This window comes from Arthrobacter sp. FW306-06-A, assembly GCF_021870055.1.
Classification (GTDB): Bacteria; Actinomycetota; Actinomycetes; order Actinomycetales; family Micrococcaceae; genus Arthrobacter.
In genome coordinates, this window is sequence record NZ_CP084552.1 from 1,440,242 (window position 1) to 1,458,046 (window position 17,805).

General features: G+C 65.3%; 18 protein-coding genes. 13 read left to right on the forward strand and 5 right to left on the reverse strand.

The window, feature by feature from the left end:
• Positions 1-70 precede the first annotated feature (70 nt).
• The 6 genes from LFT49_RS06700 to LFT49_RS06725 all read left to right on the forward strand — a co-directional run bounded on the left by LFT49_RS06700 (position 71) and on the right by LFT49_RS06725 (position 6,429).
• Entirely contained in the window at positions 71-1,303 is a 1,233-nt protein-coding gene (locus tag LFT49_RS06700; protein WP_236801555.1) for a branched-chain amino acid ABC transporter substrate-binding protein, read from the forward strand.
• Between the two features lie 152 nt (positions 1,304-1,455).
• The gene (locus LFT49_RS06705; protein ID WP_236801556.1) at positions 1,456-2,463 is read left to right on the forward strand and encodes a branched-chain amino acid ABC transporter permease; all 1,008 of its coding nucleotides are present in this window, start codon (positions 1,456-1,458) and stop codon (positions 2,461-2,463) included.
• On the forward strand, positions 2,460-3,704 hold the full coding sequence (locus LFT49_RS06710; protein ID WP_236821606.1) for a branched-chain amino acid ABC transporter permease: 1,245 nt from the start codon (positions 2,460-2,462) through the stop codon (positions 3,702-3,704). The genes LFT49_RS06705 and LFT49_RS06710 overlap by 4 nt, the downstream gene beginning before the upstream one ends.
• Positions 3,701-4,666 carry an ABC transporter ATP-binding protein gene (locus tag LFT49_RS06715; protein WP_237430116.1) on the forward strand — a complete coding sequence of 322 codons (966 nt, stop codon included), beginning with the start codon at positions 3,701-3,703 and terminating at the stop codon, positions 4,664-4,666. Before LFT49_RS06710 ends, LFT49_RS06715 begins: the two co-directional genes overlap by 4 nt.
• Positions 4,653-5,366, forward strand: coding sequence for an ABC transporter ATP-binding protein (locus LFT49_RS06720; RefSeq protein ID WP_236801561.1), 714 nt, complete (start codon positions 4,653-4,655; stop codon positions 5,364-5,366). The genes LFT49_RS06715 and LFT49_RS06720 overlap by 14 nt, the downstream gene beginning before the upstream one ends.
• Positions 5,367-5,514: 148 nt before the next feature.
• Positions 5,515-6,429 carry a Bax inhibitor-1/YccA family protein gene (locus LFT49_RS06725; RefSeq protein ID WP_237430117.1) on the forward strand — a complete coding sequence of 305 codons (915 nt, stop codon included), beginning with the start codon at positions 5,515-5,517 and terminating at the stop codon, positions 6,427-6,429.
• Positions 6,430-6,478: 49 nt separating this feature from the next.
• Here LFT49_RS06725 and galK read toward each other — a convergent pair whose 3' ends face one another.
• Entirely contained in the window at positions 6,479-7,666 is a 1,188-nt protein-coding gene (gene galK / locus LFT49_RS06730) for a galactokinase (RefSeq protein WP_236801564.1), read from the reverse strand.
• Complete coding sequence (galT, locus tag LFT49_RS06735; RefSeq protein ID WP_237430118.1) at positions 7,663-8,820, reverse strand: galactose-1-phosphate uridylyltransferase; 1,158 nt, start codon at positions 8,818-8,820, stop codon at positions 7,663-7,665. Before galT ends, galK begins: the two co-directional genes overlap by 4 nt.
• 102 nt (positions 8,821-8,922) lie before the next feature.
• On the opposite strand from galT, the gene LFT49_RS06740 reads away from it, so the two are divergent.
• Genes LFT49_RS06740 through LFT49_RS06755 form a run of 4 tightly spaced genes read left to right on the forward strand, consistent with a single transcriptional unit; the run spans position 8,923 to position 13,163 of the window.
• Positions 8,923-9,885 carry an aldose 1-epimerase family protein gene (locus LFT49_RS06740; RefSeq protein WP_237430119.1) on the forward strand — a complete coding sequence of 321 codons (963 nt, stop codon included), beginning with the start codon at positions 8,923-8,925 and terminating at the stop codon, positions 9,883-9,885.
• 51 nt (positions 9,886-9,936) lie between these two features.
• Positions 9,937-11,283 (forward strand): AI-2E family transporter, encoded by a 1,347-nt coding sequence (locus tag LFT49_RS06745; protein ID WP_236801569.1) that lies wholly within the window; start codon positions 9,937-9,939, stop codon positions 11,281-11,283.
• 3 nt (positions 11,284-11,286) lie between these two features.
• Entirely contained in the window at positions 11,287-12,525 is a 1,239-nt protein-coding gene (gene ilvA, locus LFT49_RS06750; RefSeq protein ID WP_237430120.1) for a threonine ammonia-lyase, read from the forward strand.
• Between the two features lie 8 nt (positions 12,526-12,533).
• Positions 12,534-13,163: a rhomboid family intramembrane serine protease gene (locus LFT49_RS06755; RefSeq protein ID WP_237430121.1), complete on the forward strand. Its 630-nt coding sequence runs from the start codon at positions 12,534-12,536 to the stop codon at positions 13,161-13,163.
• Positions 13,164-13,299: 136 nt separating this feature from the next.
• On the opposite strand, the gene greA is transcribed toward LFT49_RS06755, so the two are convergent.
• Positions 13,300-13,794 carry a transcription elongation factor GreA gene (greA, locus tag LFT49_RS06760; RefSeq protein ID WP_236801575.1) on the reverse strand — a complete coding sequence of 165 codons (495 nt, stop codon included), beginning with the start codon at positions 13,792-13,794 and terminating at the stop codon, positions 13,300-13,302.
• Between the two features lie 151 nt (positions 13,795-13,945).
• Positions 13,946-14,404 (reverse strand): DUF4307 domain-containing protein, encoded by a 459-nt coding sequence (locus LFT49_RS06765; RefSeq protein WP_236801576.1) that lies wholly within the window; start codon positions 14,402-14,404, stop codon positions 13,946-13,948.
• A 129-nt stretch (positions 14,405-14,533) separates the two neighbouring features.
• On the opposite strand from LFT49_RS06765, the gene mca reads away from it, so the two are divergent.
• Positions 14,534-15,439, forward strand: coding sequence for a mycothiol conjugate amidase Mca (mca, locus tag LFT49_RS06770; protein WP_237430122.1), 906 nt, complete (start codon positions 14,534-14,536; stop codon positions 15,437-15,439).
• A 97-nt stretch (positions 15,440-15,536) separates the two neighbouring features.
• Positions 15,537-15,890, forward strand: a complete 354-nt coding sequence (locus LFT49_RS06775; RefSeq protein ID WP_236802803.1) for a hypothetical protein — start codon at positions 15,537-15,539, stop codon at positions 15,888-15,890.
• 45 nt (positions 15,891-15,935) lie between these two features.
• Here LFT49_RS06775 and trhA read toward each other — a convergent pair whose 3' ends face one another.
• On the reverse strand, positions 15,936-16,679 hold the full coding sequence (gene trhA, locus LFT49_RS06780; protein ID WP_237430123.1) for a PAQR family membrane homeostasis protein TrhA: 744 nt from the start codon (positions 16,677-16,679) through the stop codon (positions 15,936-15,938).
• Between the two features lie 147 nt (positions 16,680-16,826).
• Here trhA and LFT49_RS06785 point away from each other — a divergent pair, with 147 nt between their 5' ends.
• Complete coding sequence (locus tag LFT49_RS06785) at positions 16,827-17,588, forward strand: isoprenyl transferase (RefSeq protein WP_272910836.1); 762 nt, start codon at positions 16,827-16,829, stop codon at positions 17,586-17,588.
• The last annotated feature ends 217 nt before the right edge of the window (positions 17,589-17,805 follow it).

Here is a 17,805-nt window from a genome sequence, read left to right on the forward strand (position 1 = left end):
AATTCGGAGTGCCTCGGCACCCCATTGATCCGTTCGCGCATCGCATGGCCCTGTTTCGGAAGGCAGACAAATGTACCGAAAGAAAGTCCTCACCTCGTTGGCAGCAGCAGCCACATTCAGCATGCTGCTGTCGGCCTGTGCCAACCAGGCGGGCCCCGGCACCACCGAAAGCTCGGGTTCGTCCGGCAAGGTGAACATCCCCGCCATTTCGAAAGTGGATGTCCCCGCCGGTGCCGTCAAGCCGGCCGGTGACGGCAAGGCCACCTGCCCCGCGACCACCACGCTGGCCTACGCAGGCGCGCAGACCGGTCCCAACGCGCAGCTGGGCGTCAACATCTTCAACGGCATCCAGCTGGCCATCGACCAGCACAACAAGGCCAACCCCGGCTGCCAGGTCCAGTTCAAGAAGTTCGATACCGAAGGTGACCCCAACAAGGCCACCGGCCCCGTCACCCAGATGGTGAGCGAGCCGGACATCGTTGGTGTAGTCGGCCTGCCGTTCTCGGGCGAATCCAAGGCCACGGGCAACATCTTCGAGCAGAAGGGCCTGGTCCACATCACGCCGTCGGCCACCAACCCCACGCTGACCGAAAACGGCTGGACCACCTTCTTCCGGGGCCTCGGCAATGACGCCGTCCAGGGCCCGGCAGCAGCGAAGTTCCTCACCGGCAAGCTTGGCGCCAAGAAGGTCTACCTGGTCCAGGACGACTCCGACTACGGCATTGGCCTTGGCACCTCCACCTCCGCCGGACTTGGCAGCGCACTGGCCGGAACGGAAAAGGTGACCACCGGGCAGAAGGACTTCTCGGCAGTCATCTCCAAGATCATGAACGCAAAGGCCGACGCCGTGTTCTACGCCGGCTACTACGCCGAGGGTGCACCGTTCGACCAGCAGTTGGTTGGCAAGGGCTTCACCGGAACCTTCGTGGCGCCGGATGGCGTCAAGGATGACCAGTTCATCAAGCAGGCAGGCGACGCCTCAAACAACGCCTACTTCACCTGCCCCTGCATCCCCGGTGAACTGATCACCGACTTCGCTTCCGCATACAAGGATGTCTCCAAGGGCGCAGAACCCGGAACGTACTCGATCGAAGGCTACGACGCCGCTACTGTCCTCCTGTCCGGCATCGATGCGGGCAAGCAAAGCCGCGCGGACCTGCTGGCCTGGGTCAAGGCCTACGACAAGGACGGCCTGAGCAAGCACTACAAGTGGGACGCCAAGGGTGAGCTCCAGGCCCCGACCGTCTACGGCTACAAGGTGGAGAACGGCAAGATCGTCCCCGTCGGCCCCATCGGGGAGTAGCAGTCAAGCAGGAATCGGCTGTGGGGGCCAGCAGATGCGGCCCCCACAGCCTTTTCTTCGCTTGGCAGCATTTCACGACCAACCCAGGTCACTAGACACAAGTCCCACGGCCGGGCCCACAAAGCCGCGTGCAACTGGATCAGGACGTTCCCATGCTTTCCACTCTTGTCCCACTACTCCCGACGGAAAACGACTGGATTACCTTCGACATACCGTCCCTGGCCGAAAACTTCTGGAGCGCCACCTTTGACGGCCTCACCTTCGGAGCCATCTACGCGCTCGTAGCGTTGGGTTACACCCTGGTTTACGGCGTGCTCAACCTGATCAACTTCGCCCACTCGGAAGTGTTCATCGTCGGTTGCTACGCAGTCTTTTTCACCCTCAGCAGCCTTGGCTTTGGCCCTTCCGCACCCCGGCTCGATATCTGGGCCATCATCCTCAACCTGCTGCTGGCGCTGGTTCTGGCCATGCTTGCCTCCGCGGTGACGGCCTTCCTGCTGGAACGCATCGCCTACAAGCCCCTCCGCCGGCGGAACGCCCCGCGCCTGGTCTTCCTGATCACCGCCATCGGCGCTTCCTTCACCATCCAGTACCTGATCTACCTGTGGCGTGGTCCCAGCCCTGAGCTTGCCCTCACGATGTTCCGGCCCACACCCATCTTCGATGTCTTCGGCACCATCATCGACTCCCAACAGCTGGTGATCATCATTGCCGCGGTAATCATGATGGTGGGCATCGACAGGTTCATCAGCAAGTCGCGCACCGGCCGCGGCATCCGCGCAGTCGCCCAGGACCCCGACACCGCCACGTTGATGGGCGTCAACAAAGAGCGCATCATTATTACCACCTTCGTCATCGGAGGCCTGCTTGCAGGAGCCGCCGCCTTGTTCTATGTCATGAAGATCCCGTCCGGTGTCCAGTACAGCGGTGGGTTCGTCCTTGGCATCAAGGCGTTCGCGGCCGCGGTACTGGGCGGCATCGGCAACGTCCGCGGTGCCCTGCTGGGCGGCCTGCTGCTCGGCCTGATCGGCAACTACGGCCAGATCCTGCTGGGCAACTCGCAGTGGACCGACGTCGTGGCGTTCGTGGTGCTGGTGCTGGTGCTGCTGCTGCGGCCCGAAGGCATCCTGGGCACCTCCCTTGGAAGGAGCAAAGCATGAGTATGACGGACGGCCCCACGCCTCTGCAGACAGCAGCGGCCGAGCAGGCGGCAGAGGACCGCGAAGCCTCCGCCAAAGCCGCAGGGCGGAGCGACCTTCAGCGGGGGAGACGCAAGCCCGGCTACTTCTCCGACCGGTGGCAGGCCCTGTCCCGCCAACAGCAATGGGCATTCCTGGTGGTTGTGGTGGTGCTGGCCTACCTGCTGCCGCTGATCAACCCGCCGATCTTCACTACTGAACCGGGCAACAACTTCGCCCTGGCCTGCTTCGACATGGCCCGGTTTGCACTGATCGCAGTTGGGCTCAACATCGTGGTGGGCTACGCCGGATTGCTGGACCTGGGATACGTCGCCTTCTTCGCGGTGGGTTCCTACGTTGCGGCGATGCTGACCAGCCCGGATTCGCCGTACTTGCACATCCCCTATCTATGGACGCTTCCGGTGGCCATGGCGGTCACCATGTTCTTCGGCGTCATGCTGGGCGTGCCCACGCTCCGTCTCAGGGGTGACTACCTTGCCATCGTGACGCTCGGCTTCGGGGAGATCATCCGCATCCTGGCCACGATCATCCCGGCCATGAAGGGCCAGGTGGGCTTCCAGAACGTCGGACACCCGCCGGGTACCGCGGCTGACGGCACGCCCATTTTCTCCAACTCAAACGGTGTGCCCTGGTACTGGCTGACGCTGACCATCATCATCATCGTCACCCTCCTGGTGGGCAACCTGGAACGCAGCCGTGTCGGCCGGGCCTGGATCGCCATCCGCGAAGATGAGGACGCCGCGGAAATCATGGGTGTTCCCACCTTCAAATACAAGGTGTGGGCCTTCGCCATCGGTGCTGCCGTCGGCGGCCTGTCCGGTGCCTTGTTCGCCGGCCAGGTGGGGTTCGTGAACAACCAGAAGTTCGACGTCACCACATCCATCCTGTTCCTCGCCGCCGTCGTCCTGGGCGGCGCCGGCAACAAGGTAGGGGCCATTCTTGGCGGAGCCCTGGTCAGCTACATCCCGCTCAGGTTCACGGCCATCGCCGAGTACAAATACCTGATCTTCGGCGTTGCGTTGGTGCTGATCATGATCTTCCGTTCCCAGGGGCTGCTTCCGGCCCGGCAGCGGCTGCTCGCGTACGGCAGGACGGCTTTGAACAAGGTCGCCAGCCGCGATGCCACCGAACCCAAAGACACCGACACGCCGGCGCCCGGTCCTGATACCCGCGCCGCCGGGCAGAGAGGAGCGGAGGCATGAGCTCCGAGGAAAGGCACGCAGGCTCCAGCAGCGTGGAAGAGCAGCCGGCACACGAGGCCGCAACCCAGGAGGGCACCGCGGCTCCGGTGGCGCCGGAACTGGACATGGAAGCTTTGGCCGAGGCCGGAGTGGACCAGGAACTGGCAGAAAAGGTGGCTCCGGACCGCGATATTGCGGTCAAGGTGGGCGACAACATTGTTGAGGTGCAGAACCTGACCATTAAGTTCGGCGGCCTGGTGGCGCTGGACAACGTCAGCTTCAACATCAAGCGGGGTGAGATCCTGGGGCTGATCGGCCCCAACGGCGCCGGGAAGACCACCTGCTTCAACGCGATGACCGGCGTCTACAAACCATCCAGTGGGAAGGTGGTGCTGGAAGGCCAGGTCCTGAACGGCATCAAGCAGCACAAGATCACGCGCCTGGGCCTGTCACGAACATTCCAGAACATCCGCCTGTTCGGCGAAATGACTGCCCTGGAGAACGTGGTGGTGGGCCTGGACGCACGGCACCGGACCAGCGTCGGCGGAGCGCTGCTGCGCCTGCCCACGCACATTAGGGAGGAAAAGTCGGCCATCGAGCGCGGCATGGCCCTGCTTGACTTCGTGGGCATCGGCAGCCATGCGCACGTCCTGTCCCGGCAACTCCCGTACGGCTACCAGCGCCGGCTCGAAATCGCACGGGCGTTGGCCACGGACCCAAAGGTGCTGTGCCTTGACGAGCCTGCAGCCGGCTTCAACCCGGCCGAAAAAGAGGAGTTGATGGCGCTGATCCGCACCATCAGGGACGAGGGCTACACGGTGCTGCTGATTGAGCACGACATGAAGCTGGTGATGGGCGTGACAGACCGGATTGTCGTGCTGGAGTTTGGGAAGAAGATTGCGGACGGACTGCCGCGGGAGATCCGCGAGGATCCGCGCGTTATTGCCGCCTACCTAGGAGAGCCCGAAGATGACGTTGCTTGAGCTTGAGGGCGTATCTGTCCACTACGGCCGGATCCAGGCCCTGCGCGACATTTCCTTCACGGTGGACGAAGGTGAAGTGGTGGCGCTGATCGGTGCCAACGGCGCCGGCAAGACCACCACAATGCGCACCATCTCCGGCCTCTTGAACTGTTCCGAAGGCAAGATCACCTTTGCCGGCCAGGACATCACCAAGATGAAGGCCCACATCCGGGTGGTGCACGGGATTTCGCAGGCCCCCGAGGGGCGCGGCATTTTCCCCGGCATGACCGTCATGGAAAACCTGGATATGGGAACCTTTGGCCGTAAGGACAGGAGCGGCGTGGCGAAGGACCTGGACCGCGTCTTCGACCTGTTTCCCCGGCTGAAGGAGCGGGAGAAGCAGTTCGGCGGCACGATGTCCGGCGGTGAGCAGCAGATGCTGGCAATCGGGCGGGCCCTGATGTCCAACCCGAAGCTCCTGCTGCTGGACGAGCCCTCCATGGGCCTGGCACCGCAGTTCATCCGCCAAATCTTCAGGATCATCAAGGAAATCAACAACCAGGGCACCACCGTGCTGATGGTGGAGCAGAACGCCAACCAGGCACTGGCGGGCGCCCACCGCGCCTTCGTGCTGGAAACGGGGGAGATCACCCGCAGCGGCACAGGAAAGGAGCTGCTGGAGGATCCCTCGGTTAAGGAGGCCTACCTGGGCGTGGGATAGTTCGGCTGACGGGGCCCGGTGCGCATAGCAACGCAACGGTCACGGTTCGGTTGCAACCGGGCCCCTGGGGAACTTTCCCGGCCGCCGCCACGTGGGAATTGGTAGCGTAACAAAACCATCACCCACACCCACATGGAGGAACACCGCAATGGCACTTGGCGGCAACCCGATCTTCAACGGAAAGAGTTTCCGTGGAGCCACCCAGGCACCGCCTGTCCCGCAGGCTCCTTATGGCGCTCCCTACGGCCAGCAGTCATACGGCCAGTCGCCGTACGGCCAGCCGTCATACGGCCAGGCACCCTACGGCCAGCAGGGCTGGGGCACGCAGCCGCAGAACATGACCGACGAACAGCTGCGGCAGATGTACGCCCAGCCGTCCGCCGGTCCCGCAGACACCGGCCGCATGACCTTTGACGACGTCATCATGAAGACCGCGGCCTGCCTCGGTGCAGTATTGGTGGGCGCAGCCATCACGCTCACCGTCGGCCTGCCGCTGGCCTCCTTGCTGATGATCGTCGGCGCACTGGGCGGCTTCGTCCTGGCCCTCGTGAACACCTTCAAGAAGCAGCCGTCGCCGGCACTGATCCTCGCCTACGCGGCCTTGGAAGGACTCTTCCTCGGTGGCCTGACCCGGATCTTGGACACGCAATACCCCGGTGTAGGGCTGCAGGCGGTTGTGGGCACGCTCTCGGTGTTCGCCGTGACCCTGCTTCTCTTCAAGAGCGGCAAGGTGCGCGCAACACCCAAGGCCATGCGGTTCTTCATGATCGCACTTGGCGGCTACGCCCTCTTCTCTATCGTCAACCTCGTCATGATGCTGACCGGCGTGACGAACGAACCCTTCGGCCTGCGCAGCGGAATGCTTGGTGTCGTGATTGGCCTGCTGGCGATCGGGCTTGCTGCCTTCTCGCTCATCATGGACTTCACCAGCATTGAGGAGGGTGTCCGCAGCGGCGCCCCTCAGCGCTTCTCCTGGACGGCGGCCTTTGGCCTGACCGTCACCCTGGTGTGGCTGTACGTGGAGATTATCCGCCTGCTGGCCATCCTCCGCGGCGACGACTAGGCACCCAGGCAGCTTCGGCCGTTTAAGGCATCATGCTGCCGCCTCCCGGCTAGGCAATCCGCATGGCCCCGGCGGCAGGGGTGACGGTAAAGATGTCCGGTGCGGTGAAGCCGGCGTCGGCGAAAGCCTTCACGACGGCGTCACGCACCTTTTGTTCGGCGTCCACCGGGGTCAGCGCGATGGCTGCTCCGCCGAACCCGCCGCCCGTCATGCGGGCGCCGATGGCCCCGTTGGCCCGCGAGGTGTCCACAGCCAGGTCCAACTCGGGGCAGGAAATCTCGAAATCGTCGCGCATGGAGGCGTGGCTGGCGTCCAGCAGGGGACCGATGGCGCTGGGGCCGGGGCCGCCCAGCAGCTCAACGGTCTGGAGCACCCGGTCATTCTCGGTGACCACGTGCCGCACCCGCCGGAATGTCACCTCGTCCAGCAGGCCGCTGGCCTCCTCAAGATCGCCCACCTGGACGTCCCGCAGGGCCTTCACTCCCAGTACTTCGGCGCCCAGCTCGCAGGATGCGCGCCGTGAGGCGTAGCCCCCGTCAGAGTGCGAGTGCGACACCTTGGTGTCGATCACCAGGAGCACCAGGCCCGCGGGCCCCGTCTCGAAGGGCACCAGGCTTGCCGTCTGGTCCCGGCAGTCCAGGAAGACTGCGTGGCTCTCTGAGCCGCGCAGCGACGCGGACTGGTCCATGATGCCGGTGGGCGCTCCGACAAAGTCGTTTTCCGCCCGCTGGGTGGCGAGCACCATGTCCTGGGCAGCCAGGCCGGCGCCCGTGAGGTCGTTGAGGGCCGTGATGACCGCGCATTCGATGGCGTGCGACGACGAGAGGCCGGCTCCGAGCGGCACGTTTGAGTCCAGGAGCAGGTCCAGTCCGGGGACCTCGATGCCCTTCTCCCGAAGGGCCCACACGACGCCCAGGGGGTACTTGGTCCAGCCCTTCGCTGTGCCGGGCTGCAGCGAGCCGATGGTGGTGCTGACCACGCCTTGGTCCCCGTAGGTGGACAGCAGCCGTACGGTGTCGTCCCGGCGGACGGCAACGGCCACGCGGGCGGTGCGGTCGATGGCGAAGGGAAGGACGAAGCCCTCGTTGTAGTCGGTGTGTTCGCCGATGAGGTTCACCCGCCCCGGAGCCTGCCATACGCCGTCGGGCGCGCTGCCGAACTCCTGCTCGAAGCGGGCGTCAAGGTCTACACGGGCGGCAGGTGCCGTGCCGGCCTGGTCCTGTTCCTGAATGCTCATGCTGAGGCTCCTTCCGGGGTGGCCGCCATGGCGGCAGCAGGCGTGGACGACGGCGGGACCACCACTGCGCGCAGCCGCTCCGCCACAATTTCCGGCGTCGTGTCGTTGATGAAGGCGCCCATGGCTGCCTCCGACCCGGCCAGGTACTTCAGTTTATCGGCGGCCCGGCGGGGGGAAGTCAGCTGGAGGTGGAGGTAGCCGGCCGGCCGGAGGACGTCGTCCAGCGGCGCCTGGTGCCAAGCGGAAATGTAGGGGGTTGGCGTGGGGTACAGCGCATCCACACGTTTGAGCAGGTCCAGGTAGACCTGGGCCAGCTCATCCTTCTCCTCCGCGCCCAGCGCGGCCAGGTCGGGGACATGGCGGTGCGGAACGAGGTGGATTTCCAGCGGCCAGCGGGCTGCGAAAGGCACGTAGGCGCTGAAGTGATTGCCTTCAAGGATCATCCTGCTGCCGTCTTCCCGTTCGGCACGCAGCAGCGAGCCGGTCAGGGTGTCCCTGCCGTTTTTTGCGTCGTAGTACTTCCTGGCGGCGGCACCCAGGACTCCTGCGCGCGGTGTGACATATGGGTAGGCGTAGATCTGGCCATGGGGGTGGTGCAGCGTCACACCGATATCGGCCCCGCGGTTCTCGAACGGGAAGACCTGCTTGATGCCTTCCATGGCGCTGAGGGCAGCGGTGCGCTGCGACCACGCCTCGATCACCGTGCGGGAGCGCTCCGGGGTCAGGCCGCTGAAGGACCCCGTGTGTTCGGGGGTGAAGGACACTACTTCGCAACGGCCGTAGGCAGGTCCTTTCGTTCCCCATGCGGCGCCGTCCGGTACCGGTCCCAGGGCCGGCCCCAGGGAGGGGAACCGGTTTTCGAAGACCACAACGTCGTAATCGGCGGCAGGAATTTCGGAAGCGTTGCCCGGCGTGGTGGGACAAATGGGGCACTGGTCTGCCGGGGGGAGGTGGGTACGGGCCTGGCGATGTGCGGCGATGGCCACCCATTCGTCCGTCAGCGCATCGAAGCGGACCTCGCCCGGTTCACCCCGCGGCGGCAGCCCGCGGTGGTCTGTGGTGAGGTGTTCCGCGCGCGAGGTCGTGGTGCCGGCGTCGTCGAAGTAGATCAGCTCCCGGCCGTCGGAGAGTGTGGTGCTGGTAATCCCTGTCATGCAAAAAGTCTCGCATAAACGCTCAAGAATGAATAGTTAACAACAAAAAGTAACAGTGCGGCGTATGCGAAGACCCGGGCCGCGCGTTGTACGGTATTGGCCATGACAGCCTCTTCCGAACAGGGAACTACCGCACCCTCCGCAGCCCGGCCATGCCCTACCGGCCGGCAATACGAGCTGCGGCGCGGCGATGCCGTTGCCGTGGTCACCGAACTTGCCGCCGGACTCCGCTCCTTCACGCGGGGAGAGGTCCTGCTGACCGAGACCTATGGCGATGATGAGATCGCCCCCGGCGGTGCCGGCATCACGCTGGCGCCCTGGGCCAACAGGGTGGAGGACGGGCAGTGGATCCTGGACGGCAGGAAGCAGCAACTGGACATCACCGAGGTGTCCCGCAACAACGCCAGCCACGGCCTGCTCCGCAACACCGGCTACGCGCTGGTGGGGGAGTCCCGGCACGCCGTCGCACTGGAGGCGGCAGTCTTCCCGCAGCACGGCTACCCGTTCCTGGTGCGGCACCGCGTGGAGTACCAGCTCTCGGGAGACCTGGGGCTGCACGTCCGGCAAACCCTCACCAATGATTCCGCTTCAGCTGCACCTTTCGTCCTCGGCGCGCACCCTTACCTGCGCGTTGGCGACGCCCCCGTGGAGGAACTGCAGCTGACCGTTGCCGCCGATACCCGGCTGGTGACCGATGAGCGCCTGATCCCGCGTAGTTCTGCCCCCGTGGACGGGGACACCGACTTCCGCTCCGGCCGGCACGTTGCGGACATAGCCGTGGACGTGGCCTTGACCGACCTGCAGTACGAGGACGGAAAGGCCCGGCACACCCTGGCCGCGGCCGACGGCAGCGCGGTGTCGCTCTGGCAGGATGAAGCCTGCCGCTACGTCCACGTCTATGTGAGCACGCTGTACCCGGGCCGGACCCGCGCTGTGGCGGTGGAGCCCATGACGGGACCAGCCAACGCGTTCAACTCCGGTGACGGCCTTCGATGGCTGCCCCCGGGAGAGTCCTTCAGCATGGAATGGGGCATCGACTACACGCCGGGCGGGGCGGGCCGGTAGTTTGCCCTGCCTCTAGTTTGCATTGGGGCGCTGCTGGGGAAGTATGGGGATATGACGCCTAAAGAGGACGACGTTACCCTTGCCCATACAGCGCCCGCCCGTACCGCTCCAGCACCGGCGGCCGCGGCTGCGCCCCTGCGCGTCCTGACTGACCGTGAGCTGGACAGGGACATACCCTACGGAATCCGCATCGCGGCGTCCTGGTCATGGCGCCTGGGCCTGATCCTCCTGATGGCAGGGACGCTGGTGTGGCTGCTCAGCCACATCACCCTCCTGATCATCCCCATCATGGTGGCCGCCCTCCTCGCCGGGCTGCTCAGCCCGGTGACAGCCTGGCTGAAGCGGCGCGGACTTCCGGCTGGGCTCGCCGTCGCGGTCACCATCCTGGGCTTCATCGGAGTCATTGTCGGTGCGCTCGCCCTGGTGGGCAGGCAGCTGGCCGTCGGCTTCAGCGAACTCTACTCGCAGGCGCTGGAAGGCGTTCGGCAGGTCCAGGACTGGCTGTCCGCAGGTCCGCTGCATCTCACCGCAGACCAGATCGACCAGTACATCAAGGAAGCCACCGATGCGGTGCAGAACAACAGCAGCAGCATCGTCAGCGGGGCCCTGTCCGTCGGCAGCACCGCCGGCCACTTCGCAGCCGGAATGCTCCTCTCCCTCTTCATCCTCATCTTCTTCCTCCTGGAAGGTGACCGGATCTGGGCGTTCCTGGTCCGGATGCTTCCGCGCAAGGCCAGGGCCGCCACGTTCGGCGCAGGCCGCAAGGGGTGGGCCTCCATGGTCAGCTATGCGCGCATCCAGATGTTCGTCGCCGCCGTCGACGCCCTTGGCATCGGCGTAGGCGCCGCTATCCTGGGCGTCCCGTTGGCGCTTCCCCTCGCAGTGCTGGTGTTCCTTGGCTCGTTCATCCCCGTGGTGGGCGCCCTGGTGACCGGCGCCGTCGCCGTCCTGCTGGCGCTGGTGGCCAATGGACCCGTCAACGCCCTGATCATGTTGGCAATCGTCCTCGCGGTCCAGCAGCTTGAGGGCCACATCCTGCAGCCGCTGGTCATGGGCAAGGCAGTATCGCTCCACCCGGTGGCCGTGATCCTCAGCGTCGCCGCCGGCTCCTACCTTGCCGGCATCCCCGGCGCGCTGTTCTCAGTGCCCATCCTGGCCGTAGCAAACTCGGCCATTCGCTACATCGCGGCCAGAACGTGGGAACATGAACAGGTGCCGGTTGTCGCCGGGAAGCCCATTACAGCCGGAGCGGGCGGGGACAACACCATCCAGGACGTTGAACCACCCTCTGCATCCGACGCAGGAAGGGACACGGCGGCCGGCACTGCAGCCGAACACCGTGATGCCCGCACCTCCTCCTCCGTGGAGGGCCCAGGGGCAGAACCCAGAGGAGAGTAGTCCGTGAAGATCCTTGAAACCTTTCCCGTCACGCTGGACGATGTCCTTGAGGCGCAGAAGCTGCTTGATGGGATTATCGCGCGCACACCCGTGGAGTCGTCCCGGGCGCTGGGCGGCATGGTGGACGGGGACGTCTACTTCAAATGCGAGAACCTGCAGCGTGCGGGCTCGTTCAAGGTCCGCGGAGCCTACGTCCGGATGGCGCGGCTCTCTCCTGACGAGAAGAAGCGCGGCGTGGTGGCGGCCTCCGCCGGCAACCATGCCCAAGGCGTTGCAGTCGCTGCCAAAAGTCTTGGCATCAAGGCCCGGATCTACATGCCCCTGGGCGTAGCACTGCCCAAGCTTGCCGCCACGCGGAGCCATGGCGCCGAAGTCATCCTGCACGGGCACAACGTGGACGAGGCGCTCGCCGAAGCCCAGCGCTACAGCAATGAAACCGGCATGGTCTTCGTGCACCCGTTCGACAATGTGGACGTAGTGGCGGGGCAGGGGACTGTGGGCCTGGAGATCCTGGAACAGGTGCCCCACGTGGACACCGTCCTCATGGGTGTGGGCGGCGGTGGCCTCCTGGCGGGAGTTGCCGTGGCCATCAAGGCCCGCGCCCGCGAACTTGGCCGGGAAATCCGCATCATCGGCGTCCAGGCGGAGAACGCGGCTGCCTACCCGCCGTCGCTCGCCGCAGATGCGCTGGTGCCGCTCAAGAAGGTCTCCACCATGGCGGACGGCATCGCTGTGGGGCGGCCAGGGCAGCTGCCCTTCAGCATCATCCGGGAACTGGTGGACGACGTTGTCACGGTCAGCGAGGACTCCCTGGCCCGTGCCCTGATCTTCCTGCTGGAACGGGCCAAGATGGTGGTGGAACCCGCGGGCGCAGTGGGCGTGGCCGCCCTCATGGACGGCAAGATCGAGAACCCGGGCACCACGGTGGCCGTGCTGTCCGGCGGCAATATCGACCCCATGCTGATGCTCAAGGTCATCCAGCGCGGCCTTTCCGCGGCAGGCCGGTACATGACGGTCCGCATGATGCTTGATGACCGGCCCGGTTCGCTGGCAACCATCGCCCGCATCATCGCCGAAAACGATGCCAACGTCACCGGCCTTGACCACACCAGGGTGGGGGGCTCCATCAGCATGGGCGACGTCTCCATCACCGTGAACCTGGAGACCAAGGGCCACCAGCACGGGGAGCAGGTCCTCAGCGCACTGCGTGCCGAGGGTTTCCAGCCGATCGTGGTGCATTAGGAGCGGCCATGGCCGGATTGGGTAACGGCTTCACCGGTAACGGGCGAAGCCCCGAGCGGCAGACCATCGCGGCCCGCGCAAAGGGCGGACTGGTGGTGCTGGGCGGTTTCCTGGCCCTGCTGTTCGCCATTGAAGTGGTCAACACGCTGATGATGCGCGCCCTCACCCGGACCTTCGGCCTGCGGCCCAGGAGCCCCGACGGACTGCTGGACATCTTCACCTTCCCGCTCCTGCACGCAAACCTGAACCATCTCCTGTCCAACAGCCTGCCCTTGGTGATCTTCGGCTTCCTGGTGTTCCTCTCCGGGCTGCGCGTCTTCCTCACCGCCCTGGCTTTCAGCTGGCTGGGCAGCGGCCTGACGGTCTGGCTCATCGGGAACGGTGTCACGGTGGGTGCTTCCGGCCTGGTGTTCGGGCTTTTCGCGTTCCTCCTGGTCCGAGGGTTCTTCAACCGCAGCTGGCGGCAGATCCTGCTCGCCGTGGTTCTCTTCCTGGGCTACGGGAGCATCCTGCTCGGCGCATTGCCCTTCGTAGCCGGCTACGTCAGCTGGCAGGCGCACCTTGGCGGTGCGGCCGGCGGGGTGGTGGCCGCCCTGCTGCTGCGTCCGCGCACCCCAGCCATTGGGCGGGGACTCTAAGGGCAGGCCCTCAACGCGGCCTGCCCCACCATGAACTAAAAGAAGAGCGGCGGCCGTCCCTGTGGGGACGGCCGCCGCTCTTCAGCCGGCATGGCTTCCTGCCTCATCACACAGCTTGTGCCGTGCAGGGCCAGGGCTAGCCGGTGTACGGCTTGGCGGAAAGGATCTCCACCTTGATCTCCTTGCCGTTGGGCGCGACGTAGCTGAGGCTCTCGCCCTCTTTGTGGCCCAGGATGGCAGAACCGAGGGGCGACTTCTCGCTGAAGACGTCCAGGTCCGAGTCGCCCGCGATTTCGCGTGATCCGAGCAGGAAGGTCTCCTCGTCACCGGCGATCCTGGCCACTACGATCATGCCGGGTTCCACGATGCCGTCATCGGCAGGTGCTTCACCCACATGGGCATCGCGGAGCAGGGCCGTCAGTTGGCGGATGCGGGCTTCGATCTTGCCCTGCTCCTCCTTGGCCGCGTGGTAGCCCCCGTTTTCCTTGAGGTCCCCCTCTTGCCGCGCTGCTTCAATCTTCTGGACGATCTCCGCCCGGCCTGCGCCGGAAAGGTGGTCCAGCTCTGCCTTCAGGCGGTCAAAAGCTTCCTGGGTCAGCCAGGCTGCAGATGCGCTGTTGGTGGTAGACACGGACTTCTCCTCTAGTGGTCCTACATGCAAAAGACCCCGCCACGGTGGCCACTTGTGGAACAGTAACCAGCTCAGCGGGGTAAAGGTATCTCTCTATTGTAGTCAATCCTCTGGAGATAACCCAACAGGGAAGCGTTGCAGATCACATGCCCTATGACTCTCCGCGGGGGATCCAGCAGCTGTCCACCACGCCGGACACGGACGCCGACTCCGTGCGCAAGGTGACGCGCTGGGCCACTGTCCTGCCGCCGTCGGCCGTTCCATCAGCCGCCGATGGCGGAATGTCCACCACCTTCCAGCCCACCACCGCGAATTTGGAATCCAGCGCCTTCACGGCGCATTTGACCGGATTGCCCGGTTCGCGGGTGACCTGGAAGTCCACCTCGGCGAGCGTGGCATCGGTGGTGCTGTACCCCACGTCCTTGTACGTCACGCCGGAAAGGGAATTGGAGGTAGTGACCCAGGCCAGGAACCCGATGCCGGCGGCCATCGCGACGGCGATCGCAGCCCGGGCGGCCTTGGGGGAGAGCCGGCGCTTTTTAGCACCATAGCGATTGGCTAGGCTAGTGTCTGCGGGCGCGGGTTGGGCCGGCTGGTCCGGGGAAGTCACCAGACCAGTTTAGTTCCCTTTCCGCCGCCGCCTTGCGGTGGCTGCAACTGCCGGTGAGGCAATGTTCCCGCGACCATCATCCGTAAGCTGCCACTAGCCGCAAAAGAAAAATAAGGAGCCGTCCCTTCCATGACAGCGTCCAGCAACTCCCAGGTGCCGCTCCGGCTGCTCGCGGTCCACGCCCACCCGGATGACGAGTCCAGCAAGGGCGCTGCGACGATGGCAATGTACGCGGCAGCCGGAGTGGACGTCCTGGTGGCAACCTGCACGGACGGGTCCCGGGGCGACATCCAAAACCCTGCCGTCGAAGGTGAACCGCACCCCAAGCGGGACATGGCGGGCGCCCGCCGGCTCGAGATGCAGCGGGCCGCCGCCATTCTGGGCATCCGCCAGCGGTGGCTCGGCTTTGTCGATTCAGGCCTTCCCGAAGGCGACCCGCTCCCGCCGCTGCCCGCCGGTTCCTTCGCCACGCTGCCGCTGCATCAAGCGGCAGCGCCCCTGGTGCGGCTGGTCCGTTCCTTCAAACCGCACGTCATCCTCAGCTATGACGAGAACGGCGGATACCCGCACCCGGACCACATCATGGCCCACCGGGTAGCGGTGGAAGCCTTTGAAGCCGCCGGCGATCCCAGCCGCTATCCGGACGCGGGGCAGGCCTGGGAACCCAGCAAGCTCTATTACGACCGCGCCTTCAGCCCCGAGCGGTTCCGCGCGCTGCACTTTGCGCTGGAAGAGGCCGGGCTGCAGTCGCCCTACGCCGAGCGGCTGGCTGCCTGGCTGGAGTCCGACGCCGAGGGGCACACCCCGCCGCCGGCCGCGCACCCCACCACCACGCAGATTGACTGCGGCGACTTCTTCGAGATGCGCGACGATGCGCTGCGCTCCCACCGCACCCAGGTGGACCCCCTCGGGTTCTTCTTCGCCGTTTCGCCGGACATGCAGCGCCGCGTCTGGCCGTGGGAGGACTATTCGCTGATCCACTCCCGGGTGCAATCGGAACTCCCCGAGAAGGACCTGTTCGCGGGGCTAAGATAGACAAGGCAGGCCATTTCTATCCCGCGTAGAAGATGGGCCCGTGACGGCCCCATCCGTCCGCTGCCTGCTGCATCCGTTCCACCAGAAGGTATCCACCGTGCATTCTCTGCTCCTCACCCTCGCCACCACGCCGACCCCGATGCCCACCCCCACGCTGCGGGACGGCATCTCCGAGGACCAGGTGACGCCGGGCCTGCTGGGGTTCATCATGACGGCCTTCTTTGTGGTGGCAACCGCCCTGCTCATCGTTGACATGGTGCGGCGGATCCGCAGGGTGCGCTACCGCGCCCAGGTGGAGGAAGAGCGCATGGCCGCGGCAGCTGCGGCAGACGTGGACGCGGCGGACGTCCAGGACGGGCTCGACGACGGCACGCACCCGTCTGCGGACCCTTCTGCGCCGGACTTCAAGGGCAACGGCCCGGCGAACGGGCTTTCGCAGCCGCGCGAGTAGGCATGTTCGCGGGGGCGTCCGGTCCCTCGAAGAGGACTGCCGGCTTTAGGCGAGGACGGCCAGTGCGATCGCCACGAAGTGGGCGGCGAAGGCGAGCACCGTGAGGGCGTGGAACAGTTCGTGGAAGCCGAAGTGGTGGTAGCTGAAGTTGGGTTTCTTCAGGGCGTAGAAAACAGCGCCAGTGATGTAGAGGACCCCGCCCACGCAGATCAGCACGGCCGAGGGGACACTCGCCTGGAAGAACTGTGGCAGGTAGAAGAGGGCGCCGCAGCCCAGCGCGATGTAGATGGGCACATAGAGCCAGCGGGGCGCATCAGTCCACAGCAGCCGGAAGAGCACGCCAAGGATGGCCCCTGACCAGATCACCCATAGGAGCACCACTGCCTGCTGGCGTTCCAGGAGTGTCCATGCCAGCGGTGTGTAGGTGCCGGCGATCACCAACATGATGTTGGTGTGGTCCAGCCGCTTCAGGACGAGTTTCACGCGCGGGGACCAGTTGCCGCGGTGGTAAACCGCACTGACTCCGAACAGCAGGACGCCGGTGGCAGCGTAGACGGCAGAGGTGATCCTGCCGTCCGGGGTGGGCGCAAGGGCCACCAGGATGATGCCCGCGGCCAGGGCCAGCGGCGCGGTGACCGTGTGGATCCAGCCCCGCCACCTCGGCTTGATCATCAGCAGTTCCGCCAGGCGGACGGCGGCGTCATCCACGGCGTTGGATTCCGGTTTCGAGTCGGCGTTCCGGTCCTCTGGCCGGGGTGACGGGGAGTCCGTGGGGGAGTTGCTGTCCATGCCCCCAGAATAACTTACGGGGCGGTAAGTTACCCGTCGGTAACATTGCTGCGCTGTTGTTGTTCCATGCTGCCGATCCCGGGGTCCCGCCGGCGGTAGCCTAGGATGTGGATGTACGTACGGCAGGAAAGTCAGGTGAGTGGACGCGTGGAGTTGCCCGGGTTCCTCTATGGCTATTACGAGCGCCGGCTGCTCAAGGACCTCCCGAGGGACCGGATTCCCCGGCACATTGGTGTCATGGTGGACGGCAACCGCCGCTGGGCCAAACAGTTCAATGCACCCACCAGCCAGGGCCACCAGGCCGGCGCTGACAAGATCCACGAGTTCCTCGGCTGGTGCCAGGAACTCGGCGTCAAAGTGGTGACGCTCTACATGCTGTCCACGGACAACATGAACCGCTCCAGCGAGGAACTTGACCTCCTGATGGGCATCATCGCCAACACGCTGGACCGGCTGGACGAGGACGCCAACATCTCTGTCCATGCCATGGGTGCTCCTGAACTGCTTCCCGACTACCTGGCCGAGCGGCTCAACAAGCTCACCGCCAGGACCCCCGTCCGGGAGAAGATCCACGTCAACGTGGCCGTGGGATACGGCGGCCGCCGGGAGATCGTGGACGCCGTCCGGGAACTGCTCCATGACGCCGTCGCCAAGGGCATGGACATCTCAAAGCTTGCCGATGACCTGTGCGTCGATGACATCTCACGCTTCCTCTACACCCGCGGCCAGCCGGACCCGGACCTTGTGATCAGGACGTCAGGGGAGCAGCGGCTTTCAGGCTTCCTCATGTGGCAGAGCGCCTACAGCGAGTTCTACTTTTGCGAGGCACTGTGGCCGGCCTTCCGCAAGGTGGATTTCCTCCGCGCCCTGCGCGACTACGCGGGCCGGCAACGGCGCTTTGGGGCCTGAAACCCCCGGTTCACCACGAGTTCATACATCCGCCGGAGAAATCGCCGCCAAATGGTTGCGGAAATGACCTGCTGTGGATTTACGTTATATCCATCAGCAGGCAAAACCGCCGGCTGATCGGGGAGGCCAGTACATGGAGCGAAACATCGCACCGGTTGTATGGGAGGCCGGACCCGGCCTCGTGGCCGAGCCGCCTCACCACTAACAATTCCGGGCT